This is a genomic window from Galbibacter sp. BG1 (assembly GCF_013391805.1).
Lineage (GTDB): Bacteria > Bacteroidota > Bacteroidia > Flavobacteriales > Flavobacteriaceae > Galbibacter.
Window position 1 is genome coordinate 81,092 of sequence record NZ_CP058364.1, and the last position, 24,348, is coordinate 105,439.

Consider the following 24,348-nt stretch of genomic DNA (forward strand, 5'->3'; position numbering starts at 1 on the left):
ACGGTTGAAGTAAATTATTAAACTTTTATTACCTTTAAACATGGCTTTTAAGGTGAAAAAATGTACGCATCTCGATGCAGTAGAAACGGTTAAAAAACCCATTGCCAATGAATGCGAGGAATGTGTAAAAATGGGATCTCAGTGGGTTCATTTAAGGACGTGCCAAACCTGTGGAGTGACTCTTTGTTGTGACAGCTCCCCAAATAAACATGCCAGCAAACATGCTGTCCTGAAAAAACATCCAGTTATTAGTTCTGCAGAACCCAATGAAAACTGGCTTTGGTGCTATGTCGATGAAGTATATACAAAATATTAAATATAATTACTTTCGTTGATATTATTATTTTGAAAGATATTGATGTACGGAAGAAATCACCACGGAACCTTCCCCTACAGCAGAAGCAACCCTTTTAACCGATCCACTTCTAATATCCCCCACCGCATACACGCCAGCCACGGAAGTCTCGAAAGCGGAGGCATTGGAATCTGCCTTTTTATCCGTATAAATAAATCCTTTATCATCTAAGCAGATTTTATCACTCAACCAACTGGTATTCGGTACAGCGCCGATCATAATAAACAATGCCTTGGTTTGAATCTCTTGGTATTCCCCCGTTTTATTATTGACTAGTTTTATGCTTTCCAGACTATCATTCCCATTTAAGGCACAAATTTCTGAATGTGTCAATAAATCGATACGATCGTCTTTTTCAATTCTATCCGTTAAATAAGAAGACATTGTAGCGCTTAAACCATCCCCTCGCACCACCACATAGACATGATTTGCAAATCCGCATAAAAACATGGCTGCTTGTCCGGCAGAATTACCGCCTCCTACTACTACTACTACGTTGCTATCGATACAATATTTTGCTTCCAGATCTGTTGCTGCATAATAAATTCCACGATTCTCGAAATATTCCAAACGATCTATGGGCAAACGTCTATACTGAACTCCATTGGCAAGAATAACGGATTTTCCACGTACACAGCGTTCATCATTTAGGCCTAAATGAAAGATTTCTTCCTCTTTTGTTAAACTGATGGCTCTTCGCGGAGTTGTTATGCGCGCTCCAAACTTTATAGCTTGTATTTCCCCTTTATAGGCCAATTCTCCTCCAGAAACACCAGTAGGAAACCCAAAATAATTTTCAATTTTAGAGGAGGTTCCTGCTTGGCCTCCAATGGCGGTATCTTCCACTACCAATACCTTTAAACCTTCACTTGCCCCATAAATGGAAGCTGCCAGACCCGCAGGGCCAGCACCCACTATGAGCACATCGAAAAGAGTGTCGGTATCAGAAACTAAATCTAAGCCCAGCGCCCCGGCAAGGTCTAATGGATTGGGATCGCAAAGTACTGTGCTATGGCCGATAACAACTACTGTTTCCGCCTTAGGAACATTACATTGCTGTTTGAGTTCACTCAGACTTTCAGAGTCACTCTCGTCGATAAATCGGAATGGAATTTTACTTCGACTTACAAATTCTATGAGTTGTGTTGTTCCTTTTCGGTTTTCCTTCCCTATAATAACCACCCCTCCTTCGCCCCATTGCATAAGCAAACGGCGTCTTGCCGCAAAAGCATTTACAACAGCATCGCCGATTTCGGGATTTATCCTAACTAGATTTGTTATTTTATCTTGAGGTATTTTTAGAAGTACGGCATCTTCCGCAGCAATACCGGCAAGAAAAGTTTTCTGCCCCATTAGCATTCCTATTTCCCCTAAAAAATGACCTTCCTTAATTTGCACGACCGTTTTATCGTTGGAGCGATCTACAATATTTACCGCTCCTTTTTTTACATAGGCAAAATCATAACAATCTTGACCAACATCAAACAAAATGTCGTCTTTGGAAAGACTTACTTCTTCGCTATGTTTTTCTATAAGCCGTAAAAAAGACTCAGAAAGTTCAGGATATGCTTCCCTGCTTAAAGGGTTTTGGTCTCGCGAAGTGCGGAGTTCAGGATTTTTCACAGGTTCTTCAGTTTAAATAAGTGATTTTAAATACATCAACCTATTGACTAAAGATACTGAATTTAAAGGGACAGAACTAGCGTACTTTTTCACTCATTTCAAGAAAACTTACCTCTTCTTGTTCTCCAGAAATCATGTTTTTAAGTGTATAGGTTTCTTCTTCCATTTCTTTAGTTCCAGCAAGAACCACAAATGGTATTTTTCGCTTATTGGCGTAATTCATTTGTTTTTTCATCTTGGCATCATCCGGATACAATTCTGCTTTGATACCATTTTGCCTCAGCTTTTTAACAGCCTTCATACCATACATGGCTTCTTTCGTACCGAAGTTTATAAATAGAACTTTGGTGTTTTCAGTAATTTCAGCGGGGAATAAGTTGAGTTCCTCCAAAACCAAATAAATTCTATCCAAACCAAAGGAAATCCCTACTCCACTTACATTTTTAAGTCCGAAAATCCCCGTAAGATCATCATAGCGGCCACCACCGCCGATGGATCCCATTTTAACTTCTTTGGGCGCCGCTACTTCGAAAATAGCCCCTGTATAGTAATTGAGTCCGCGCGCCAAAGTAACATCGATATCCAGCACAGCCTGTTCGAGGCCTAAATCGGCAATGGCATCGATAATAAAATTTAGTTCTTCCACTCCTTTCATTCCCTCTTCAGAGGAAGCTAAAAGAGCCGACAAACTCTCTAATTTATCTTTATTACTCCCTTGAAAAGAAAATAGTGGTTGTACCTTTTCAATGGCTGTTTCACTAATTCCTTTCTCCAGCATTTCATTTTTTACCCCTTCTTCTCCAATCTTATCCAGCTTATCTAAGGCCACAGTAAAATCTATAAGCTTATCCTTAGCTCCAATAACTTCGGCTATTCCTGAAAGGATTTTACGATTGTTCATTTTAATGGTAATACCTTTCAGACCCAATTCATTAAAAACAGCGTCGTATAATTGCACAAATTCCACTTCCTGCCATAAAGATGTAGAACCCACCACATCTGCATCACATTGAAAAAACTCTCTAAATCTTCCCTTCTGCGGACGATCTGCACGCCATACCGGCTGAATTTGGTAGCGTTTAAAAGGCAATTCAATTTCATTTTGATGCATGACTACATAACGGGCAAATGGAACGGTAAGATCGTAACGTAGCGCTTTTTCTGAAATTTTGCTAGTTAAGGCCAGCGCATCTTTCTTAGTGTACAGATCATCACTAACTTTCGACAAAAAGTCGCCAGAATTCAATATTTTAAATATCAACCGATCACCTTCATCACCATATTTACCCATTAAGGTTTCTGAATTTTCAAAACTAGGAGTTTCTATAGGTAGAAAACCAAAGACTTCAAAATGCCTTTTAATAGCATCCATAATATAATTTCTTTTGGTCACCTCTACGGAAGTGAAATCCCTGGTTCCTTTTGGTATACTCGGTTTTTGCGCCATTTTTATTTTCTGGGTTTTGGGTTTCTGGTTTTGTTTTTCAGTTTCAGCTTATTAATGAGGGCAATACAAAGCTCCATTGCGGGCTTCGATTCCCGAAGCTTCGGAACAGCCCGACACTAAATAAGAACTAATTAAAACAACTATTAATAACTTTGAATTTTCAATTATTCTATTTCAATAATATCATCAAAGTAGCGAAATAATTCACCTTTGGTTATTACGGCTCCTTTTTCGATGAGTTGAAACTTATCTTTATTCTTATCTTCTGAATAGGCCTTTTTGGCCGTCATCATATCCACGGCGTCGGTAAGGAAATTTTTTTTAAACCACTCAAAACCGGGCTCTGTAGTTAAATCTACCCCCGGTTGATGAACCCTAACCGCAATAAGCGACATTTCTTTTTCAGCTAAATGAAACAAATGCATCTCCGTGGCGGTAATATTTTCTAAATAAGCTACCTTCCCAAGCACTCCTTCCCATACTAAATCGCTAAAAACATCTATCTCGTCTTCAGCAACATTCGGCTTTTCTTTTTTAATAGTTTCCCATTCATCTGCAGTTATGGATTGTGCTGCCAGAAAGTTTATAAACTCTGGGTGCATTTCTTCCAACTGCTCTTTTGTAAGTCTTCTATACTTCACCTAACAAATTTTTCCTTTTGAATTTTAATTTTGCAAAAATAACAAAGGCTATGCGGAGTGCATAGCCTTTTGTAATAAATTTATGTTTTAGGCTAAAACCTAATAACTTAGTTGAAAATGTAACGCAATCCTACTTGTGCTTGCCATCTGGAGTTAATATCTGAAGATGGAATAAAAGTTTCTGTCAAACTAGGATCGAAACTATAAGTTGGAACATTATTAGCATCTATCTCAGTAACAGCGATTGGGTTAACGTTTCTAGGGGTCTCAACAACACCCCAGTTTGAATTTAGCATGTTACCAAAGTTTAATACATCGATACTAAACTGAATGGTATTGGTTTTGTCCCCAGCCACCTTAAAATTGAAATCTTGTAGGATTTTAAGATCGATACGGCTTCTCCATGGAGACAATGCACCATATCTTTCCATATAACCCCCTCTATTCTCGCTAAGGTATTCATCTTGTTGAATATAACCTTCGTAAGCGGCCGCTTGGGCTTCTGGAGCTATAGGCCCTTGATCATCGAACCTCATTTGTTGTACTTCTTCAGACGTTGGAATATAAATAAGGTCGTTATTCTGGAAAGAACTATCGTTATTTATGTTACCAGCGTAGGTGTAATTAAATCTTCCTCCTTGAGCAAATTCTCCAAAAGCAGAGATCGTGGTAGCCCATTTATCTTTACCATAAGAGAATCTTTTGGAAACAACCCCAATAAATCTATGAGTATCTCCATATCTGGAATTAGAAAGAACTGCACGGTTTGCATCACCCACAACAGGATTGAAATCGAAAGCATCTCCCGTAATTTCCGCTTCAATAGAGTTTACATCTTTAGCATCTAAATAGTTATAAGCTAAACTCGCGAAGAACCCACTATTGAAGAATTTTTGTGCCTTAAATGTTGCGTTCCATACTCTACCCTCATCATTATTTGTTAACACATATGCATTATTTCCTTTATCGGAATTAGCATAATATTCGCGGTTATCCCCTGGGGCATTTAAATTCTCGCTTGGGTCCATTAACCCCCAGTTCTGTACGTGGATTCCATTTACATCTTTTGTATAAGAAACATCAGTCGTTAAAACCAATCCATTTTCAAATTTATAGTCAGCTCCTAAACTATTTCTCCATACTTGTGGCCATTTAAAATCGGGGTCTACTACTTGATAGAAGAAAAAGTCTACCCCTTGCACTTGGTTTCCTAACCATACAAATGGAAATCTACCCGTGAATATACCTGATCCTCCACGGATTTTAAAGGAATTATCCCCTTTAACATCCCAGTTAAAACCTAATCTTGGTGAAATTAAGAAATCATTATTTGGTAATTCTAAGGAATTAAGTGTAGTCTCCTGTTTAGTTTCCGGATCGAAATAAACGATCTCTGGCATATAAGTCCCCTTACGGTCAATATTTTCTTGAATTTTATCTTTTGTATCGAAATACAATGGTTTATCAAATCTAACTCCGTAGGTAAGCTTGAAATCGTCTGTAATATTCCACTCATCCTGTGCATAGAAAGAAAGTTGACCAACATTCGTTTCAGCTAGAGACCATCCATCAGAAGCGTTTAAAGCATCAAAAGTTCCTTGTGCACCTTGAATTAGGTTATCAATTAAACCTCCTGGTTGTGCGTTATCCAAAAACTCTTGTACGTTATTAAAGTTTCTAACCTCTCCATTAATATCAAACCCAAATGTTCCTCCGTAATAACCTAAATTAAAACTATTGTCAAACTCAAATTTCTCCATCGAAAAACCAACTGTTAGGTTATGGTCCCCCAAAAAGATATTGGTATTGTTGGTTATTTGATAAACTTTTTGATCTAGAGTATTATTAATTGAAAAAGGTTCGTGACCAGCAACAATGTAATTTGCACCATTTTGCTCAATTAAAATACTAGGAGCTGGCGTGGATAAAGGATCTCTAAAATCATCGAAATGAGTATACCCCGACTGTAATTTATTCACAACTTTATCAGAAATTGTAGAGTTTAACTCCAGTTGGAATGATTGGATATTATTATTGATTCTGTATCCCGAATTCTCAAATTGTAAAGTAGAAGCGCTTGGCCCTCTTATACCCAATGCTGTTGGATGCGCAGGCTTCTCTTTGTAGGCATCTAAAAAGTTATAAATAAAAGCCAAACGGTTACTATCATTAATATTCCAATCTAACTTTAAAATCCCTTTTGTAGATTCCGCTCCAAAAGTAAAACCTTCATATCTACCTGTATCATAACCAAGACCCGCCAAAGCGTCTTGTACCATAATTAAATCATTTTCACTAACTCGGGATTCATTTACAGCACCAGAACCTGTATTTGGAATAAAACCAAAGGTACCTAAGTCTGTTCTTTCATCTTTTTCGAAGTTTGCAAAAAAGAATAATTTGTCTTTTACTATTGGCCCTCCAATACTAATTCCGTATTGATTTTGTTCCAATTTAGGTTTGATAACATCCTCACCATTAACTTTTCCTCCTGTAAGGTCTTCATTTCTAAAGAAACCGTAAACGGTACCGTAGAATTCGTTAGTACCACTTTTAGTTACGGCGTTTACAGAAGCTCCTGTAAAACCAGATTGAGTAACATCGTAAGGAGCAATAGAAACTTGAATTTGTTCAATAGCATCCAATGAAATTGGCTGAGAATCAGTTTGACCACCTGGAGTAGCTGCATCCAAACCAAATGGATTATTGAATATAGCACCATCTAAAGAGAAGTTGTTAAATTGATCATTTCGTCCACCAAAAGAACCATCACTAGCAGCCGAAGGCTCTAAACGTGTAAAGTCTTGAGCAGATCTAGAAATTGTTGGCAATCTAGTTAATTCCCTACGACCAACACTTGTTTCTGCACCGGTGCGATCGCCATCGAAAGTACCACTGCTATCTCCAGTAACAACCACTTCGTCTAATTGCTGACTATCGTCTGCCATCACTACGTCTAATTCTGTAGTCTGACCTAAGTCTAAGTAAACATCTGTAATTTCCTGTGTTTGAAAACCTATGTAAGAAATGGTTACCGTATAAGGCCCACCAATTCTAAGGTTTAATAAGTTAAAACGTCCATCGAAATTGGTTGCGCCACCATACTTCGTCCCTGTAGGTGTGTGTATGGCAACCACACTCGCCCCCGGTAAAGGTTCATTTTGAGTATCGACAACGATACCCTTGATGTTGGCCGTAGTAACTTGTGCAAGTCCTGCGTTTGCGGCAATTACGACAAACAATGTAAATAGAAGTAGTTTCTTCATTGTTAATAAGTTAATTGTTGTAAGATTAAATTTGCGTTCGCGGCAAAAATACAAACAAAAAGGTCGCTTTTTCAAGCGACCTTTAACAATTTATTAACGAAGAAATGTTAATTACTTAGCTTCTGCAATTACTTCAAAAGGGAAATTAACGATTACTTCTCTGTGTAATCTTATAGTAGCCTCGTAAGGACCTGCAACTTTTACATTTCCTCCTAAAATACTAATATACTTTTTATTAATACTTAAATTCGCTTCCTTCTGGATAGCTTCAGAAAGATCTGCGTTACTTACAGAACCAAATAATTTATTACCTGAACCTGCTTTTGCACTTATCTTAATTTCAACATCCTTAAGTTGATCTGCAACTTTTTGAGCATCATCAATAATCTTTTTCTCTTTGTATGCTCTTTGCTTTAAATTCTCTGCCAATACTTTTTTAGCAGAAATGGTAGCCAGAATTGCATGACCTTGTGGTATTAGGAAATTACGTCCGTAACCGTTCCTAACAGTTACCACATCGTCTTTAAATCCTAAATTCTCTACGTCTTTCTTTAATATTAATTCCATGGTTACCTTCTTTTATTTTAATAAATCTGCTACGTAAGGCATTAAAGCTAAGTGACGAGATCTTTTAATAGCTACAGACACTTTTCTTTGATACTTTAATGAGGTTCCGGTTAACCTTCTTGGTAAAATTTTTCCTTGCTCATTTACCAACTTCAATAAAAAATCTGGATCTTTATAATCGATATACTTGATACCAGACTTTTTGAAACGACAATATTTCTTTGTCTTATTGGTCTCTATGTTAAGTGGGGTAAGATATCTAATCTCACCGTCTTTTTTTCCTTTTGCTTGTTGCTCTATAGATGACATAATTACTAAGCTTTTTCGTTAAGTTTTTTTCTTCTTTTCTCCGCCCAAGCAATTGCATGTTTATCCAACTTCACAGTTAGGTAACGCATGATACGCTCGTCACGTCTAAATTCTAATTCGAATGGCTCAATTGCTTCTCCGGCAACTTTAAATTCAAAAAGGTGGTAAAATCCACTTTTTTTGTTTTGGATTGGATACGCTAATTTTTTTAGCCCCCAATCTTCTTTTGATACAAACTCCGCCCCTTTAGCGGTTAAGAAATCTTCAAACTTCTTAACTGTTTCCTTTATCTGGGTGTCAGATAAAACGGGATTAAGAATGAAAACAGTTTCGTAATGATTCATAATCTGAATATTATTATTAAATTTTTAAGGGTGCAAAAGTAGAATTAAATATTGAAATTACAAAACCCCTTATTAAAATTTCGATGAAGGTAGGAGAAAAACACCCTTTATTCCACATTTTTTCCCTATTTCACAACATTTTCTTTGCTTCACCTTCCTTTTTTCACTAAAATTGTACAGTACAAATTTCCAACCAGTTAGCTACTATAAAAAATGAAGATGAATTGTATTATTGTTGACGACTCTAGCATACAGCGAATGTCTGTAGCAAGATTGATAAAGAACCACCCGATGTTAAACTTGGTTGCGGAATACAGTAACGCAATCGAAGCCCGTAACGGACTCAAAAATCAGAAAATAGATCTTATATTTTTAGATATAGAAATGCCGGTTATTAATGGTTTTGATCTCTTGGAAGCCTTAGAGGAGCCACCACAGGTAATACTTATTACTGGTAGTGCCCAATACGCCCTTAAAGCGTTTGATTATGACGTAACAGATTACCTCCATAAACCAATAACCCAAGAAAGATTTGAAGCTTCGGTTAAAAGAGCACAAGACAATTTTAAACTGAAAGTAGCCTCCAAAGAGGACGACGAGCATATCTTCGTGAAAAGTAATTTAAAAAAGCGTAAAGTATTTTTAAATGAAATTAACTGGGTGGAAGCCTTGGGAGACTATATTAAATTGGTGACGGAAGAAGCCAATATTGTAATTCTTTCCACCATGAAATCTTTTGAAAAAGAATTGCCCGCCGATCGTTTTCTTAGAATACACAAGTCTTACATTGTTAACCTCGATAAAGTTGAAAAATTTAACAGTAAGAATGTGGAAGTTAATGGGAAGCAAATACCTTTGAGCAGGAACAAAAAACAGGAATTGTCTGAAGCGCTTAGCAGCAGCAACTCCTAACTAAAAATTTCCTAACTTTTTTGCAGTAGCGATATTTTATATTGCATACAATCTACTTCAATGCACCTTCGGTTTTTATAATTTTGGGCTTCACTAATATGCATCAACGTTATAAATCACCCTTACACTTCTATAGCTTGAAATAGCATTAAAGCTTTTATCTATTTTTTTAATTGCATCTTTTGTCTGCTTAACGGATTGATTGTACGGAATTTTCACCACAATATTTTTTAAATATTCATTCCTTATCCTGGATACCGGAGGAAACTCCGGACCTAAAATTTCGGTTTTTGTGGCTTTATCGAATACCGTATGGAGTGCCTTTGCAAACCAAGCACTCGCTTCATTCACTTTATTATAGTCTTTGTGTTTAAAAACTATTTTAATGATTCTCATAAAAGGAGGATATCGAAATTGCTTGCGTTCGTTTATTTGATCCACAAACATTTCTTCATACCTATTTAAAGAAGCTTGCTGCAATATTTGATGATAGGGATTGTAAGTCTGTATAATCACTTTCCCTCGTTTACTGGTGCGTCCTGCCCTTCCCGCAACTTGTTGAATTAATTGAAAACTTCTTTCATGAGCCCTAAAATCAGGAAAGTTAAGAAGGGAGTCGGCGTTCATAACCCCCACCAAACTCACATTTCTAAAATCCAAGCCTTTGGTAAGCATTTGCGTTCCGATTAAAATATCTATTTCCAATTGCTCAAAAGCAGTTATAATTTTTTCATATCCGTATTTACCACGGGTAGTATCAGAGTCCATTCTTCCTAATTTCGCATTTGGGAATATCTCTTTTAACTCCGCCTCTACTTGCTCCGTTCCAAAGCCTTTGGTATCCAATTCGCTACTTCCGCAAGCCAAACAGGCCTGCTGCATGGCCATGGCGTAACCACAATAGTGACAACGGAGTTGATTTCTATATTGATGATAGGTTAAACTTACATCACAATTGGGACATTGAGGCGAATGTCCACATGTGTTGCATTCTAAAATAGGTGCAAAACCTCGACGGTTTTGAAAAATAATCACCTGTTCGCCTTCGGCTAAAGCATCTTGAATCGCCTCTACAAGGCGATCGGAAAAATGACCAGTCATTCGTTTCTTTCGGTGTTTTTCCTTTATATCGGTAAGCTCCATATCGGGCATCAACACATTTCCATACCTCCTATCGATGGTCACCAGCTTATACTTGCCTACTTTAGTGTTATAAAAACTTTCAATACTGGGCGTAGCCGTCCCGAGTAGCGTTTTTGCGCCGTGCATCGTAGCCAAAACGATTGCTGCATCCCTGGCATGGTATCGCGGCGCAGGATCAAATTGCTTAAAGGAAGTTTCATGCTCTTCATCCACAATTATTAACCCCAAATTATTAAAAGGTAAAAGAACGGCGGACCTGGCCCCTATGACTATTTGTGCTTTTGGATTTTCATTTAAAATATGATTCCAAACTTCAACCCTTTCATTTACTGAATATTTCGAATGGTAAACACTTACTTTTTTTCCGAAGTAATCCTGCAAGCGTTTAATCAATTGCGTGGTAAGGGCTATTTCCGGCAATAAATACAACACCTGCTTCCCTTTGGCAATCATCTTTTCGATTAACTTAACGTAGACCTCTGTTTTCCCAGATGACGTCACCCCGTGTAATAAAACCACATCATTGGTTTTAAAATGAGTGCTGATTTCCTCCAAAGCCGTTGCTTGGTATTCATTGAGCCCTTTGGAAGGCGCAACCTCTTTTCCATCGTATTGAACCCGGTCCTGCTGAATAAAATATTCTTCTAAAATACCCTTGTCTATAAGTGCTTTTACCACCGCTGTAGAGGCATTGCTTTTCGCCTCCAATTCCTTTACTTTAACCGGCTTCTTAGTCGTTGCTTCCATCGAGAACAGCGTTAGAACAACTTCCCGTTGCTTATGCGCCCTATTTAAGGATTCTAAGAGTTCGTTTAATTGCGCATCCGAGGTATAGTTCGGCCCTAACCTTACATACCTGATTAATTTTGGCTTGTACTGCTCGTATACTTCTTCCTTAAGCTGAATAACGTTTTTTTCCAACAGTCGTTTTAAAACCGGCAAAATATTCTTTCGATCCACAATACTGCTCACTTCGTGAACTTTCAGCATCGACTGATGCTGCAAGGTTTCAAAAACCAGCCACTCATCATCTTTTAGTGTTTGCTCTTTATCCAAATCGAAATTTTCATTTTTCAAGATAAGGGTTTCACTCTCCAACAAAAATGCAGATGGTACCGCTGCTTTAAAAACTTCCCCTAAACTGCACATGTAATAAGAGGCAATCCATTCCCAGTGCTTTAGTTGTTTTAAAGAAATTATGGGCTTTTCATCTAAAATTTGATCTATTTCCTTAGCCTCATAAGTTTCTGGGGCTTTTTTATGAACCCCGTAAACCAATCCTGTATAAATTTTGGATTTCCCAAAAGGTACCGCCACCCGCATCCCTACTTGCAGAAAAGAAGCCTCCCGCATGGACACGGCGTAAGTAAATGCCTTATCTAATGGAATTGGTAAAACTACATCTATAAAGTACATGCTTTTGGTCTCTTATTTTGATTTTTTCTTTTGAAAGTAACAGATGGGATTAACAATGGTACGCCGACATTTAAAGTTTTATTTTATCTTGAATAATTTCTAAGTTCAAGGAATAAGTGCAAAATTAATATTTAAAACTCTTGGGGCTAGCCCCAAGAGTTTTAGGACCAATTGTTATATTAATCTTGCATGAAAAAATACAAACAATTGACCATCCACCAAAGGTATCAAATTGAAGCCTTATTGGAAACAGAAATCAGTAAAAGTGAAATAGCTATAATTATCGGGGTCGACCCCTGTACCGTTTACAGGGAGTTATCTAGGAACATTGCCAAACGGGGAAAGACCGCTGGCAGCTATATAGCCAAAAATGCACAGCGAAGAGCAGATAACAGGCATAAAATGAAGCCCAAGAAATTACAGCTCACGGAACAGTTGAAAGAGCGTATCGCGGGTTTGCTCCGTTATGAAAAGTGGAGTCCAGAACTTATAAGCAAACGCTTAGCTATTGAAGAGGAAACCTGTGTGAGCCACGAGACAATATACCAGTGGATATGGAGCGTTAAGAAGAGCAAGAAAAAGGCAGATGCTAAATACGCTAAACTCTACAAAGATCTCAAGCATGGTAGCAGGAGGCAAAAGAGAGGGAACGCCAAGGATAAGCGGGGAGCCATTAAAAACCGTGTAGGAATTGACCAGCGCCCAGATGTGCTGGACCACCGTGAGCGTATAGGCGATATTGAAGTAGACCTGATGATGGGAAGCAATCACAGATCGGCTCTTTTGGTAATGACAGACAGGGCCACATTGGTAACGATGATGGAAAAACTAAGTGGGAAAGAAGCTGGGGAGGTATATGAAAAAATGGAGAAGAGGCTCACCAACTTCAGTTCATCTTGGGTGAAGACCTTGACCTTCGATAACGGAAAGGAGTTTGCACAGCATCAAAAAATAGGAAGGCTCCTCAACGCAAAAACATACTTTACCAGACCTTATACATCACAGGATAAAGGAACCGTAGAGAATAGAATAGGTGTGATAAGAAGATTTTTTCCGAAGAAAACAGACCTGAGAAAAGTCTCAGAAAAAAGAATAAAAGAAGTTGAAAGATTACTAAATTACAGACCGATTAGAAAATTTAATTACCAAAACCCAATTGAAGTCCTAAGAAACAAATGTTTTGCACTTATGGGTTGAACTCAGCATTGAAATTGTAGGTAATTCATCAAATTTTTCGCGATGGCTACGCCCCTCTCCTACTGATAAAATTAAGGCAACTTTTTAGCTTCTTCCCAAAAAACGTCCATTTCCCCAAGCGTCATATCTTTCAATGCCTTCCCTTGTTCTTTTGATTTGTTTTCTAAGTACTGAAATCTTTTTATAAACTTCTTATTGGTACGCTCCAAAGCGTCTTCAAGATTTACTTTGAGAAAACGCGCGTAGTTGATCATGGAAAAAAGGACGTCCCCAAATTCAGCTTCTATTTTATCGTGATCGTTTTTAAATACTTCGTCTTGCAGTTCCCCCAATTCCTCCTGTAACTTTTCGAATACTTGCTGTGGTTCTTCCCAGTCAAAACCAACACCGGCCACCTTATCTTGAATACGGCTCGCCTTTACCAATGCGGGTAAACTTTTTGGAACACCTTCCAGTACACTCTTTTTACCTTCTTTAAGTTTAAGGTTTTCCCAGTTTCGTTTTACATCTTCTTCATTTTCAACCTCAACATCACTGTAAATATGAGGATGTCTGGAAATTAGTTTCTCACAAATCCCATTAGCCACATCGGCTAAATCAAAATCCTGCGTTTCACTCCCAATTTTGGCATAAAAAACGATATGCAAAAGCAAGTCACCCAATTCTTTACGCACTTCCTCCAAATCATTGTCCAAAATTGCATCTCCCAATTCATAGGTTTCTTCGATGGTAAGATGCCGCAAACTCTGTAATGTCTGCTTTTTATCCCACGGACATTGTTCCCGGAGTTCGTCCATGATAGTAAGTAATCGATCTATTGCCTGTAACTGTTCTTTTCTGGAATTCATTTCGAGTATTTGAAAAATTAAAATGCAAAATACATGGCAAATATCCAATTATTTATTTAAGTCAGGGATACTTTTTTATAGTTTTTGTATTGCAAATAACGTTGTTTGGCCTCAGAGAAAACAGGGAATTGCTCTCCTTTTTCTTTGTTGATCATTGCTATTTTATAAGCTACCCTCCACAGGAAGAGTGTTTCTTTCCACGCATTTATAAGTTTGTAACTAGGGTCGTAAATATGTGCTGGCTCTGCGCCCACTCCATTTACTTCCAATATTTTAAAGTTTTTTCCTTGCTTAAGGTCAGCAATGGATTTCGCTCGAATGTCGAACCTTCCATAATAAAAACCGTCCATTTCACTGCTAAGTGCATCGAAAGTTTTAAGAAGCTGAGCATCTAAAAGATGGTTTGCATTTAAAAATTTTGTACCCCTGTTGTGATTGCCAATACTTTCCAGTTTTACGACCTCTCCTTTCGGAATGATTTCATCCCAGCGATTATTAAATCTATTACGCAATTTTTTATAGTGAAGAAAAGCCCGCGGCTTTCCCCTTACCAGTTTTTCAAAAGTAGCGATGCCATCCCCAGTAATGGTTAAAAACTCTTTTAAGGTTATCGATGGGATATTACCCGACCTTTCATTTGGATATCGATAATAAAAGACTCCAACCTCAATGGGTTCGTCTATGTATTCCTGAATGAGATAAGATGTTTTTAAGAAGTTTATTTGTTCCAAGTCATTTTCCGTTTCGCACCTGTAAACCAAAAATCCCCTAAAGCCAATATTAGGCTTTACAATTAACGGATAATCAAACTTCGCTTCTTCAATGGCAGAACTTACATCCGCTATTGAAGCCCCCTTTTCTATAAGTAAGGTAGACGGCCTGTAGATTTCCGGAACTAGTTGTAGAGAGCCATACTTTTCATCACTCAAAATAAATCCGTCTTTAATAACCGGGTTCACTTTCAGAAAAAAAAACAGGCTTCTTGCTTTAAATGCCAAATAAAAGTGTTGTATAAAAACAGGAACATACAATATCCACATAGGCCAATATTCCCAAGAAGATAATTTAATGTACCACTGCTTCCATTTCATGTGCTAGGAATTTATTTTTTCGCCAATAGAGTTTTCTTCTTTGGTATTGTAAGGATAATATTGGAGTGTTGTTTCCTGGGATGAGACACAAACTTGTGTGGTGCTAACGGTTTTTACGTAAGGTAAATTCAACATAAAATCTTGAGTGCCATGAAGCTTTAATATAGAGGCCGCATTAACTTCATTATTATTTAGAAAATTATTAAAAAAAGCCAGTTTTGTTTTGTGTTGCAAATCGTTGTACAGCGTAGAAGACGACCACAAATGCGGAAGCTCTTTGCTTAGAAACTGCATGTGCTTTTTTACACCATCCCACACCAAAACCTGTAAATAGTTATCTATTAAAATAAGTGTAAAAGGCTCAATATTTTTTAATTCCACTTGCTCCATAAAATCTATGAACGATGGGTACTGAAATGCTTCCAAAACATAATGTCCCCGGCTTTTGGCGTACGGCAACTTACGTTCGTGAAGTTCGAAGGCCCCGTTTAGAATGCAAGCAACCTTTCCATTATTATCTGTAGCGATCCAGCTTCCTCCCTTTTCTTTGTCTATGGGAGCTGTTAATAAATTTTTTGAATCCAAAGGCACTTCTTGAGGTGGTAACGTTTCCCGTAGCGGATCTTCATCCCTATTGGATGTTAAATAAAACCCTTGTGAGGTTGGAATATAACTTACTGTGCACATGCTCTTTTATTTCTTATAGTGGAAGCGGCTACTCCCATATTTTCATCGATACATATGGATGCATCTAATGCTTTGATCCCAATTTTTATGATTGCCAAATGATGTACCGTATGCTCTATATTGTAAATAAGCTCTCTTTTTACGGTGGTTGCCACTTCTTCATTTGGCAAAGAAGTATCTGCTGCGTAACTCAGCTGCAGTATTAATGCCTTTTCTTCATCCAACGTTTCAATTCTGTCTATTACGGAGTTCAATACCAAAAGGCAATAGTCAAGGTCAGACTCCAGTTTTTTCTCTCTTTTTCGGTTGTCGTAATTAAGTGTATCTTCTGAAATTGCCAACAATAAGCATTCATAAAATTCCAGCACATGCCTTACATGCATCCCGATGGAAGATTGATTTAGAATAGGAATGGGTTCTTTAAACTGATCGCGAGAAAGTTTTAGTAAAATTTCGTTTAAAAATTGTAGGTTACGAATGGCAGTTTCACGAATCATCTTAAAGAATAGTTTTTAACCGAGAAACAAGCTCTCAGGTTTCCTTACTCGTTAAATTTACTAAAAAAAGGAAGCCTGCTCGTATGGGCAGGCCTCCTTTTTATCAACATGAGTTGTGAATAATGCTATTCTGACTCTTCTTCTTTTGTGTTTTCTTCTTTTTCCTCAGGGGCTTCGAAATCTGTAATACCTTTTTCCAACAGCAAATTATACCATTGAATCACTTTTTTAATATCACTTAGGTACACTTTATCTTCATCGTAATCTGGAAGAACTTCAAAGAAATATTCTTCCAATTTAATTTTAGACTCTTTGTGACTTACAGAAGTTTTACCTCCATTTTCTTTCTCCTTAATCTTTTTAAAAACCTCACGAAGCGGCACCTCTTCCGTCAACGTATAAATGGCAATTTCTGAAAGCAAGCTTACATTATTACGTAAACCCACACTAATTTTTTTCCCATCTATTAAAGATTCTGCTACAAATCCAGATCTGGTTTGTGCTTTTAATTCATAAAGTCCCGGTTTACCCGAAATGGCTAATATTTTATCTAAGCCCATAAACTATTATTTTTTTTGAGATCGCAAATATCATTGCTTTGGTTCTACTATCAAAACGTTTAACGTGCTTTTTTAGCATCTGGAAAACGCATTTTATAATCTACTCGTATTTTTCCTTTGGAAATATTGGCAAGCTTACCTTTAAGTAGTCGCTTTTTTAAACTGGAAAGCTTGTCGGTAAATAAGACACCTTCAATATGGTCGTATTCATGCTGAATTACCCGTGCCGCCAAACCACTAAAAGTTTCGGTGTGCTTTTTTAAATCGGCATCCAGGTATTCAATTTTTATATCGGCATTTCTGGTAATATCCTCACGGATGTCTGGAATACTCAAGCACCCTTCGTTGAAGGCCCATTCCTTTCCAGTTTCTTCCAATATAGTTGGGTTAATAAAAACTTTTTTGAAGCCTTTTAGCATCTCTCTTTCCTCGTTAGAAAGGTCTTCGTCTTCTGCGAAGGCAGAAGCATCGATAACAAAAAGACGCAATGGCAAGCCTACTTGCGGAGCGGCTAAACCCACTCCATAAGCATGATACATAGTCTCAAACATATTCGCGACAAGCTCATCCAATTTTGGATAATCTTCCGGAATATCCTTGGCTACTTTTCTCAAAACCGGATCACCGTAGGCTACAATTGGTAATATCATAATAATTATTAAAAATTGAGGTTGCAAAAATACAAACTAATTCTAATAATACTATGGAAAGTAGCAAAAGAAAATTTTAGGGATTACAAAACCAAAACCCGGCCCTACTTCACGATTACCTTCTTTGTTGTTTGAAAATTAGGGGCACTGACGTTTAAAATATACACACCAGTTCCCAAATCTTGCACACTAAAAGAGAAAGATGTACGTTCTGTTTCTATAACCTTTACCATTTTACCTGTAATATCGTAAAATGCCAAACGCTTTTTACCGATTTCGGTCATAGACACATTTAAATTGTCTCGCCTGTTTACAGGGTTAGGGTACACTTTTAAAGAATCGTCTGAAATGACATCGGGGGTATAGAGCATTAACATACGCTCCAAACTCCAAGAAGAATTTTCTGGACTGAAATGGTTCGTGGTCATAGATTTTGTGTGGGGCACAAAAGATTTTGAGTTGTCTCCCGTTGCCGAGTAAACAAACTGCATTAATAAGCATAAGATTAGGGTAATTCTCATTTCATTCACTTTAAGTTTTATGTTTATAAAAAAGTTCGTTAGCGTTTTAACTAACTATTAAACACAAAGTTAAAAAAAAATCTATACCAATCCCTTTTTCTTTGAGAATTTAATAAGGCTTTTAAAATTTTATTGAATAAATTTCGTTGGAAAGGGATAACTTATTGCTTTCCGTATAAATAAGATTGTAAGATTACCGTGGCACTCACTTCATCGAGCAACTCTTTATTTCTTCGTTGCTTTTTCTTTACCCCACTATCAATCATACTTTGAAAAGCAATTTTAGAAGTAAACCGCTCGTCTACCCTTTTTATGGGTATGGTTGGGATTTCAGCCGAAATTTTGTCGATAAATTTTAAAATTACGGTTTCTACGTCAGAGAATTCGTTGTTCATTCTTTTCGGCTGCCCGATAAGAATTAGTTCTACTTTTTCCTTGGCTGTATACTCTTTCAAAAAAGAAATAAGATCTCCTGTAGCCACCGTCGTTAAACCAGATGCTATTATTTGAAGCTCATCCGTTACCGCAATTCCTGTTCTTTTTTCACCAAAATCTATAGCTAGAATCCTACTCATACCCCTTTTTTTTACAAAAGTAACCTTTTTATACTCATACAGGGCTTCAATCTATTTTTCCTAACGAGAAGAAAAAAAATTTAAAACAAAATGTTATAAAATGTTATAGTTGTAAATATGATAGGCTGTTAAGTGCAACAATTTTATATTTGTAACAAAATATATTTTTAGATGAACGAGATACGTACAATCATAGAAAATGCCTGGGATAACAGGGAGTTACTAAAAGAAGAAAAAACGGTAAATACCATTAGGGAAGTAGTTGCTCTATTAGATGAAGGAAAACTGCGCGTTGCAGAACCAACGGCTGATGGTTGGCAAGTGAACGAATGGGTGAAAAAAGCGGTTGTTTTATACTTTCCCATCCAAAAAATGGAAACTATTGAAGCAGGTCCATTAGAATTCCATGATAAAATTCCATTGAAGAAAAACTACGCCGAAAAAGGGATTCGAGTGGTTCCCCATGCCGTGGCAAGACATGGTGCTTACATCTCTGCCGGGACTATTTTAATGCCTAGTTATGTTAATATTGGTGCTTATGTAGACGAAGGAACCATGGTAGATACGTGGGCGACCGTTGGAAGCTGTGCGCAAATAGGAAAAAATGTTCACTTGAGCGGCGGTGTTGGTATTGGTGGCGTTCTAGAGCCATTGCAGGCTGCACCAGTTATTATAGAAGATAATGCTTTTATAGGTTCCCGATGCATTGTTGTAGAAGGAATAAGAGTAGAAAAAGAAGCCGTTTTAGGTGCCAATGTGGTTCTTACGGGTTCAACAAAAATTATAGATGTTACCGGAGATGAACCGGTAGAAATGAAAGGATACGTACCTGCTAGATCGGTAGTTATACCTGGAAGTTACACCAAAAAATTTCCAGCAGGGGAATTTAACGTTCCATGTGCTTTAATAATTGGTAAAAGAAAGGAAAGCACCAATAAAAAGACTTCTCTAAACGATGCCCTACGTGAATACGATGTGGCCGTTTAAATTTTACTAAAATAGCGTTTATCCAAAGCCTGTTACAATAGCCTTATTAAAACAAGCTTTGGATAACGTTTTAAATTCCCTTTAGTTTTTTCCCATCCCTTTTTTTATTCTCTCGGAAGGCAATATCTTTACCAAAATTCTCAGATAAAGACATGCCGGAAAAGTTATCAGTAGTTATAATTACCTATAACGAAAAAGAGTATATTGAAGATTGTATCGAAAGTGCACTTTTTGCCGATGAAATTATTGTAGTGGATTCTTACAGTACAGACGGAACATGGGAATTTTTAAAAAACCATTCGAAGGTTACGGCTTTTCAGCATGCTTTTGAAAACTTCACAAAACAAAAATCCTATGCACTAAGTCTCGCCAACCATGATTGGGTTTACTTTTTTGATGCTGATGAACGCATAACCCCTTCCCTTCAAAAAGAAATAATAGATACCATTAACAACCCGAAGGCTTTTGACGCTTATTGGAACTACAGAACCTTTATGTTTAAAGAAGAAAGACTTTATTTTAGCGGTTGGCAAACAGACAAGGTATATAGATTGTTCAAAAAAAGTAAATGTGAATTTACCGATGAACGGATTGTACATGAGACATTAAAGGTTCATGGTTCTGAGGGTAAGCTGAAAGAAAAACTTATTCATTACTGCTATAAAAACTTTGAAGATTACAAGGGCAAGATGCTTAAATACGGGCGATTAAAAGCAAAAGAAGCGTTTTTAAAGGGCAAAAAATGGAATCTATTACAGCAATACTTACGCCCTTCCTGGAAGTTTTTTAATCACTACATCGTACGGTTGGGCATTCTCGACGGAAAAAAAGGTATCATTATCTGCTATTTGAATGCACTAGGGGTTTTTGAAAGGTTTCGAGAGCAGAAAAGACTTGAAAAGGGAGATTTGTAGAGCGGTAAATGCACATTATGTGTAAAAAAGAAGCTTTTTTAAATACGCTTTTTTGAGGTCTGAACACAAAAATTCATCAAGCTTCTGGCAAGCTAACTCAAAAACTTTTTACGGTACCATTCCACCTGTTTCTCCAAGCCGTCCCGAAAGGAGGTTTCTGGCTGGTAACCCAATAATTTTTTTGCTTTTTTAATCAAGGCTGTAGTTCGGAATTGATCCCCTGGCCTTGGCGGTGTTATTTCAAGCTTAGCTTTAAGTCCGATTATATTTTCTATTAACTCTATCCCTTGCTTCGTGGTATATTCTACGTCGGAACCAATATTTATAATTTCCCCATTGATCTTATTTTCTTTACCAATGACCGCAGCCATTGCTTTTACGATATCGCCCACGTAGGTAAAACTACGGGAATGTTTTTCGCTTCCCTCAAAAAGCGGAAATGCAGTTTGATCGTAAATGGATTTTATGAGTTTGGTGTATAATTTTTCGGGACGTTCACGCGGACCGTAAACCGAGTAAAGACGTAACGAACAAGCATTGATTTTACCAGCTCTTTGCTCCCCTAAAACCAACTGTTCTGCGGCTAACTTTGTAGTGCCGTAAAAAGAAACAGGTTTAGGAACTTCGGTTTCTGGTAACGTAGCTTCCTTCCCATAAATAGAAGAGGTAGCAATATTTACAAAAAGCTTTAAGTTTGGAGAAGTTTCCTTAGCCCAATCCAATAAATTTTGAGTAGCAAAAATATTATTCTGAACATATTCGTTTAAGGAAGTTGTTGCAGAAATTCCAGGTTGGGCAGCAAAGTGAAAAATATAATCGAATTCAGAAGGAAGTTTTTCCGATAAGTCTTCCGTAAGATCTGCTTCTACCAAATGAACGCCTACTCTTTTTAAATCATCAGCATTCATTTTTTTTAATTCCGGACTGTAATAGGTTGAGAAATTATCAATTCCATAAACGCTATAACCTTCTTTGGCAAAATATTCTGCCGTATGAGAACCAATAAATCCGGCAGCACCGGTAATTAATATTTTCATTCCTCCTTATTTATGCTTTTCAGAGTTGTAAAGAATTGGATTCAAACTTTCGTCGTTGTACATTTTCATTTGCCTATACACTTTCATGTATTTATCCCCATTTTCAATATCCGTAAGCAATTCATCTATTGCAGTTCCCAAGTCTTTCTTTTGTTCTAAAAGTATATCCAGTTTTTGCTGGCATTTTTCAATATGCTCTTTCCCTACATCGTTTCGATTCACTTCCTCCTGCATATGGTAAATCTTAAGTGCCAAAATGGAGAAACGATCTATGGCCCATGCGGGACTCTCAGAATTAATACTAGCTTCTGCTTTAGGGGAGATATGAGCATACTTTTCCAGAAAATAGCTATCAATATACTCAACCACATCCGTCCTGTGTTGGTTGGAAGCGTCTATCTTTCTTTTTAATTCCAAAGCCGCAACTGGGTCTATATTCGGATCACGAATAATATCCTCATAATGCCATTGAACGGTATCTATCCAATTTTTTAAATACAAAAGGTGCTCTATTTCATCTTTGGGATAGGGATTATTAAGAGGCTGACTTACGTCGTCCTTCACATGATAATCTTCTATACATTCTTGAAAAATTCTAAAGGCTAAATTGCTAAACACACTCTTCATTTAAATAGGCAAATATAAAATTTTATACTGCGGTTTCTCTTTAAAAACGATAACATTTTGCAAATGGAAACGTTTTTCGCTTATATCTTTTCAACTAAACGAACACTTTAAAGATGGTATTGTAATACGTGCTATTCTTTTTTTATCCCATAATCCGTCCACACACATTTACTTTTTCTCGTATGCTTTCTAATGGCATTATTTCTGGCTATGCTTTCTTCATTTTTATAGCCTCTAGCATGATCCAAATGAATACAGGTAGTACTATAACGAATTTGTTTTGGTCTTATTCCAAGATTTACAAGGCGCTCCCCCAATTCGCAATCCTGCCCCCCGTACTGCATTCGCTCATCCAAACCGTTGACGGCTACAATATCTTTTTTCCATCCAGAAGAATTATTACCATTCCAAGTAGCTTTAGTGGGGGTTATAAAATTTAATAATGAAGCCTTGGACTTTCTTTTGGTGAGCTTATTTAACTTAAAAGAACTGGACACTCCATTTTCCTTCAACCATTTAACACTGAAGCAACGCTCACTTAAAATATCATTCTTATCAATTTTTTTAGAAGTTTCCATAGGAAGCTTAAAATACCCCCCAGAAAGATAATATCCTTCTTCTTTCAGTTCATTATGCACTTCCAAAAAATCGGGTCTAGGTATGCAATCACCATCACTCATTACGATGTAAGGAGCTGTGCACTCCACTATAGCCTTATTTAAAATTTTAGATTTTTGAAACCCATCATCTTCCTGCCACACATGTTTAATAGGGTAAAACACTTTAGTTCGCATTTCTTCCAAAAGTGCTTTTGTTTTCGGTCCCGAGCCGTCATCTGCTATAACTATTTCGAAATCCTTGAAATATTGATTTTGATATCCCCAAAGCACTTTTTTAAGCCATTCATTGGCGTTATAAGTACTTATAATTACAGATATTGTTACAGTGTTCATTCGTTCTAATTCAAAAATTTCAATTCAACTCGAAAAATAAGTGTTCCGTATTATCTATCATCTTTTCAATAGAAAAATTTTCTTCAATCCTAGCTTTAAGTTTATTCGGTTCGAAGACCACCGTCTGATCTGAAATAGCAATTATCCCCTCTGCCATTGCTTTGGCATCGCCAATTTCAGTTAATATGCCATATTCACCATTATTCAATAATTCTTCGCTACCAGGAACTTTAGTAGAAACAACGGGTTTCCCAAAACTCATTGCTTCGTTAAGCACATTAGCCATTCCTTCTGATCTTGATGGTAACAAAAATATATCTATTGAATTAAAAAATAACTTAACATCTTCAAAAAAACCTAAAAAATGAATTCTATCCCTATAATCACTTTCCATAATCAAGGTTTTTATTTCTTTTTCTAATTCCCCTTTTCCAATATGGATCACATGATAATTTTCTGGCAGGTAAGATAGTATTTGTGGCAGATAGTCAAACCCTTTAATGTAGCTAAATCTTCCTGCGCATCCTAAAATTACTGTATCTTTTTTTAAATTTAATTTCGACTTAAAATCTATTTTATAATCACTTTCACCAGGAACACTAAAACCATTGTAAACACAAACCACATTAGAATCGTTGAATAAATTAGTGTTTTTAAGAAGGTGATTTTTTAGTGAATTACTATTTACTAAAACTTTGTTTTTCAGATTTTTAAATATAAACTTATATTTTAAATTGTCTTTAATTTCCCTTAAAATCCCCAAGTACAAAATTGTTTTAGGAACTTTGGCCAATCGTGCGGCCAGACTTACTAAAAACCAATCTTTTTTTAGCGCAGCGAATACGGTGTAAGGCTTAATTTCTCGAAATATTTTCACATAATTCAAAAGGACAAAAATGTTCAAATCGCCACCGCGGGAGGAGATATTAATTACTTTAATTTCAGGATCGTTTTTAAATTTTTCTTCAAATTGACCATTCAATAAAATAACATAAACTTCATACCCTCTTCTTCTTAACTCCTTGGCTCTTAATAAAACATTTTTTTCAATTCCTCCCCAGACTTTGGAAGGGCAAACTAAAACACACTTTTTATGCACTATCGATTTATGGTTATTTGTGGATATTAAAACCTCAAAATTAAACTTTTTGTTCTTTACAGAATATAAATCCATGTCAAAT

25 protein-coding genes are annotated in these 24,348 nt (G+C 36.8%); 5 read left to right on the top strand and 20 right to left on the bottom strand.

What is annotated here, in order from left to right:
- Positions 1-52: 52 nt before the first annotated feature.
- Positions 53-316, top strand: coding sequence for a UBP-type zinc finger domain-containing protein (locus HX109_RS00265; protein ID WP_255462719.1), 264 nt, complete (start codon positions 53-55; stop codon positions 314-316).
- 24 nt (positions 317-340) lie between these two features.
- Here HX109_RS00265 and HX109_RS00270 read toward each other — a convergent pair whose 3' ends face one another.
- From HX109_RS00270 to rpsF, 7 genes are all read right to left on the bottom strand, one after another.
- The gene (locus HX109_RS00270) at positions 341-1,978 is read right to left on the bottom strand and encodes an FAD-dependent oxidoreductase (RefSeq protein WP_178949226.1); all 1,638 of its coding nucleotides are present in this window, start codon (positions 1,976-1,978) and stop codon (positions 341-343) included.
- Between the two features lie 76 nt (positions 1,979-2,054).
- On the bottom strand, positions 2,055-3,425 hold the full coding sequence (gene hisS / locus HX109_RS00275; protein ID WP_178949227.1) for a histidine--tRNA ligase: 1,371 nt from the start codon (positions 3,423-3,425) through the stop codon (positions 2,055-2,057).
- Positions 3,426-3,589: 164 nt separating this feature from the next.
- A complete protein-coding gene (locus HX109_RS00280; RefSeq protein ID WP_178949228.1) occupies positions 3,590-4,066 on the bottom strand; it encodes a DUF6495 family protein in 477 nt (158 codons plus the stop codon).
- 107 nt (positions 4,067-4,173) lie between these two features.
- On the bottom strand, positions 4,174-7,332 hold the full coding sequence (locus tag HX109_RS00285) for a TonB-dependent receptor (protein WP_178949229.1): 3,159 nt from the start codon (positions 7,330-7,332) through the stop codon (positions 4,174-4,176).
- 111 nt (positions 7,333-7,443) lie between these two features.
- On the bottom strand, positions 7,444-7,899 hold the full coding sequence (gene rplI, locus HX109_RS00290; protein WP_178949230.1) for a 50S ribosomal protein L9: 456 nt from the start codon (positions 7,897-7,899) through the stop codon (positions 7,444-7,446).
- 12 nt (positions 7,900-7,911) lie between these two features.
- Positions 7,912-8,208, bottom strand: a complete 297-nt coding sequence (gene rpsR / locus HX109_RS00295; protein ID WP_178949231.1) for a 30S ribosomal protein S18 — start codon at positions 8,206-8,208, stop codon at positions 7,912-7,914.
- A gap of 5 nt (positions 8,209-8,213) precedes the next feature.
- Complete coding sequence (rpsF, locus tag HX109_RS00300; RefSeq protein ID WP_178949232.1) at positions 8,214-8,552, bottom strand: 30S ribosomal protein S6; 339 nt, start codon at positions 8,550-8,552, stop codon at positions 8,214-8,216.
- A gap of 213 nt (positions 8,553-8,765) precedes the next feature.
- On the opposite strand from rpsF, the gene HX109_RS00305 reads away from it, so the two are divergent.
- Positions 8,766-9,464 carry a LytR/AlgR family response regulator transcription factor gene (locus tag HX109_RS00305; protein WP_178949233.1) on the top strand — a complete coding sequence of 233 codons (699 nt, stop codon included), beginning with the start codon at positions 8,766-8,768 and terminating at the stop codon, positions 9,462-9,464.
- A gap of 93 nt (positions 9,465-9,557) precedes the next feature.
- On the opposite strand, the gene priA is transcribed toward HX109_RS00305, so the two are convergent.
- On the bottom strand, positions 9,558-12,023 hold the full coding sequence (gene priA, locus HX109_RS00310; protein ID WP_178949234.1) for a primosomal protein N': 2,466 nt from the start codon (positions 12,021-12,023) through the stop codon (positions 9,558-9,560).
- A gap of 189 nt (positions 12,024-12,212) precedes the next feature.
- Here priA and HX109_RS00315 point away from each other — a divergent pair, with 189 nt between their 5' ends.
- Entirely contained in the window at positions 12,213-13,220 is a 1,008-nt protein-coding gene (locus HX109_RS00315) for an IS30 family transposase (protein WP_178949235.1), read from the top strand.
- Between the two features lie 71 nt (positions 13,221-13,291).
- Here HX109_RS00315 and mazG read toward each other — a convergent pair whose 3' ends face one another.
- The 8 genes from mazG to ruvX form a co-directional block, all read right to left on the bottom strand.
- The gene (mazG, locus tag HX109_RS00320) at positions 13,292-14,068 is read right to left on the bottom strand and encodes a nucleoside triphosphate pyrophosphohydrolase (RefSeq protein ID WP_178949236.1); all 777 of its coding nucleotides are present in this window, start codon (positions 14,066-14,068) and stop codon (positions 13,292-13,294) included.
- Positions 14,069-14,124: 56 nt separating this feature from the next.
- A complete protein-coding gene (locus HX109_RS00325; protein WP_178949237.1) occupies positions 14,125-15,159 on the bottom strand; it encodes a hypothetical protein in 1,035 nt (344 codons plus the stop codon).
- Between the two features lie 3 nt (positions 15,160-15,162).
- The gene (locus tag HX109_RS00330) at positions 15,163-15,846 is read right to left on the bottom strand and encodes an NRDE family protein (RefSeq protein ID WP_178949238.1); all 684 of its coding nucleotides are present in this window, start codon (positions 15,844-15,846) and stop codon (positions 15,163-15,165) included.
- The gene (locus HX109_RS00335; RefSeq protein WP_178949239.1) at positions 15,834-16,343 is read right to left on the bottom strand and encodes a hypothetical protein; all 510 of its coding nucleotides are present in this window, start codon (positions 16,341-16,343) and stop codon (positions 15,834-15,836) included. The genes HX109_RS00330 and HX109_RS00335 overlap by 13 nt, the downstream gene beginning before the upstream one ends.
- 125 nt (positions 16,344-16,468) lie before the next feature.
- Entirely contained in the window at positions 16,469-16,903 is a 435-nt protein-coding gene (locus tag HX109_RS00340) for a DUF5606 domain-containing protein (RefSeq protein ID WP_178949240.1), read from the bottom strand.
- A 59-nt stretch (positions 16,904-16,962) separates the two neighbouring features.
- Positions 16,963-17,553 carry a peptide deformylase gene (gene def / locus HX109_RS00345; protein ID WP_178949241.1) on the bottom strand — a complete coding sequence of 197 codons (591 nt, stop codon included), beginning with the start codon at positions 17,551-17,553 and terminating at the stop codon, positions 16,963-16,965.
- Positions 17,554-17,657: 104 nt separating this feature from the next.
- On the bottom strand, positions 17,658-18,074 hold the full coding sequence (locus HX109_RS00350; protein ID WP_178949242.1) for a T9SS type A sorting domain-containing protein: 417 nt from the start codon (positions 18,072-18,074) through the stop codon (positions 17,658-17,660).
- A 161-nt stretch (positions 18,075-18,235) separates the two neighbouring features.
- On the bottom strand, positions 18,236-18,649 hold the full coding sequence (gene ruvX / locus HX109_RS00355) for a Holliday junction resolvase RuvX (RefSeq protein WP_178949243.1): 414 nt from the start codon (positions 18,647-18,649) through the stop codon (positions 18,236-18,238).
- 171 nt (positions 18,650-18,820) lie between these two features.
- Here ruvX and HX109_RS00360 point away from each other — a divergent pair, with 171 nt between their 5' ends.
- Positions 18,821-19,636: a 2,3,4,5-tetrahydropyridine-2,6-dicarboxylate N-succinyltransferase gene (locus HX109_RS00360; RefSeq protein WP_178949244.1), complete on the top strand. Its 816-nt coding sequence runs from the start codon at positions 18,821-18,823 to the stop codon at positions 19,634-19,636.
- A gap of 152 nt (positions 19,637-19,788) precedes the next feature.
- Complete coding sequence (locus HX109_RS00365) at positions 19,789-20,550, top strand: glycosyltransferase family 2 protein (RefSeq protein ID WP_178949245.1); 762 nt, start codon at positions 19,789-19,791, stop codon at positions 20,548-20,550.
- 92 nt (positions 20,551-20,642) lie between these two features.
- Here HX109_RS00365 and HX109_RS00370 read toward each other — a convergent pair whose 3' ends face one another.
- The 4 genes from HX109_RS00370 to HX109_RS00385 form a co-directional block, all read right to left on the bottom strand.
- Entirely contained in the window at positions 20,643-21,587 is a 945-nt protein-coding gene (locus HX109_RS00370; RefSeq protein WP_178949246.1) for an NAD-dependent epimerase/dehydratase family protein, read from the bottom strand.
- 6 nt (positions 21,588-21,593) lie between these two features.
- Positions 21,594-22,205, bottom strand: coding sequence for a DUF4254 domain-containing protein (locus HX109_RS00375; RefSeq protein ID WP_178949247.1), 612 nt, complete (start codon positions 22,203-22,205; stop codon positions 21,594-21,596).
- 140 nt (positions 22,206-22,345) lie between these two features.
- Positions 22,346-23,167 carry a glycosyltransferase family 2 protein gene (locus HX109_RS00380; RefSeq protein ID WP_178949248.1) on the bottom strand — a complete coding sequence of 274 codons (822 nt, stop codon included), beginning with the start codon at positions 23,165-23,167 and terminating at the stop codon, positions 22,346-22,348.
- 19 nt (positions 23,168-23,186) lie between these two features.
- On the bottom strand, positions 23,187-24,341 hold the full coding sequence (locus HX109_RS00385) for a glycosyltransferase (RefSeq protein ID WP_178949249.1): 1,155 nt from the start codon (positions 24,339-24,341) through the stop codon (positions 23,187-23,189).
- Positions 24,342-24,348: the final 7 nt, after the last annotated feature.

Coding starts and splice junctions, on each gene's coding strand:
- HX109_RS00340 (WP_178949240.1), bottom strand. CDS start 16,903: ATGGGCTTAGATAAAATATTAGCCATTTCGGGTAAACCGGGACTTTAT.
- HX109_RS00350 (WP_178949242.1), bottom strand. CDS start 18,074: ATGAGAATTACCCTAATCTTATGCTTATTAATGCAGTTTGTTTACTCG.
- mazG (WP_178949236.1), bottom strand. CDS start 14,068: ATGAATTCCAGAAAAGAACAGTTACAGGCAATAGATCGATTACTTACT.
- ruvX (WP_178949243.1), bottom strand. CDS start 18,649: ATGAGTAGGATTCTAGCTATAGATTTTGGTGAAAAAAGAACAGGAATT.
- HX109_RS00380 (WP_178949248.1), bottom strand. CDS start 23,167: ATGAACACTGTAACAATATCTGTAATTATAAGTACTTATAACGCCAAT.
- HX109_RS00365 (WP_178949245.1), top strand. CDS start 19,789: ATGCCGGAAAAGTTATCAGTAGTTATAATTACCTATAACGAAAAAGAG.
- priA (WP_178949234.1), bottom strand. CDS start 12,023: ATGTACTTTATAGATGTAGTTTTACCAATTCCATTAGATAAGGCATTT.
- HX109_RS00285 (WP_178949229.1), bottom strand. CDS start 7,332: ATGAAGAAACTACTTCTATTTACATTGTTTGTCGTAATTGCCGCAAAC.
- HX109_RS00315 (WP_178949235.1), top strand. CDS start 12,213: ATGAAAAAATACAAACAATTGACCATCCACCAAAGGTATCAAATTGAA.
- def (WP_178949241.1), bottom strand. CDS start 17,553: ATGATATTACCAATTGTAGCCTACGGTGATCCGGTTTTGAGAAAAGTA.
- HX109_RS00305 (WP_178949233.1), top strand. CDS start 8,766: ATGAAGATGAATTGTATTATTGTTGACGACTCTAGCATACAGCGAATG.
- HX109_RS00360 (WP_178949244.1), top strand. CDS start 18,821: ATGAACGAGATACGTACAATCATAGAAAATGCCTGGGATAACAGGGAG.
- HX109_RS00385 (WP_178949249.1), bottom strand. CDS start 24,341: ATGGATTTATATTCTGTAAAGAACAAAAAGTTTAATTTTGAGGTTTTA.
- rplI (WP_178949230.1), bottom strand. CDS start 7,899: ATGGAATTAATATTAAAGAAAGACGTAGAGAATTTAGGATTTAAAGAC.
- HX109_RS00325 (WP_178949237.1), bottom strand. CDS start 15,159: ATGAAATGGAAGCAGTGGTACATTAAATTATCTTCTTGGGAATATTGG.
- hisS (WP_178949227.1), bottom strand. CDS start 3,425: ATGGCGCAAAAACCGAGTATACCAAAAGGAACCAGGGATTTCACTTCC.
- HX109_RS00370 (WP_178949246.1), bottom strand. CDS start 21,587: ATGAAAATATTAATTACCGGTGCTGCCGGATTTATTGGTTCTCATACG.
- HX109_RS00335 (WP_178949239.1), bottom strand. CDS start 16,343: ATGATTCGTGAAACTGCCATTCGTAACCTACAATTTTTAAACGAAATT.
- HX109_RS00330 (WP_178949238.1), bottom strand. CDS start 15,846: ATGTGCACAGTAAGTTATATTCCAACCTCACAAGGGTTTTATTTAACA.
- rpsF (WP_178949232.1), bottom strand. CDS start 8,552: ATGAATCATTACGAAACTGTTTTCATTCTTAATCCCGTTTTATCTGAC.
- rpsR (WP_178949231.1), bottom strand. CDS start 8,208: ATGTCATCTATAGAGCAACAAGCAAAAGGAAAAAAAGACGGTGAGATT.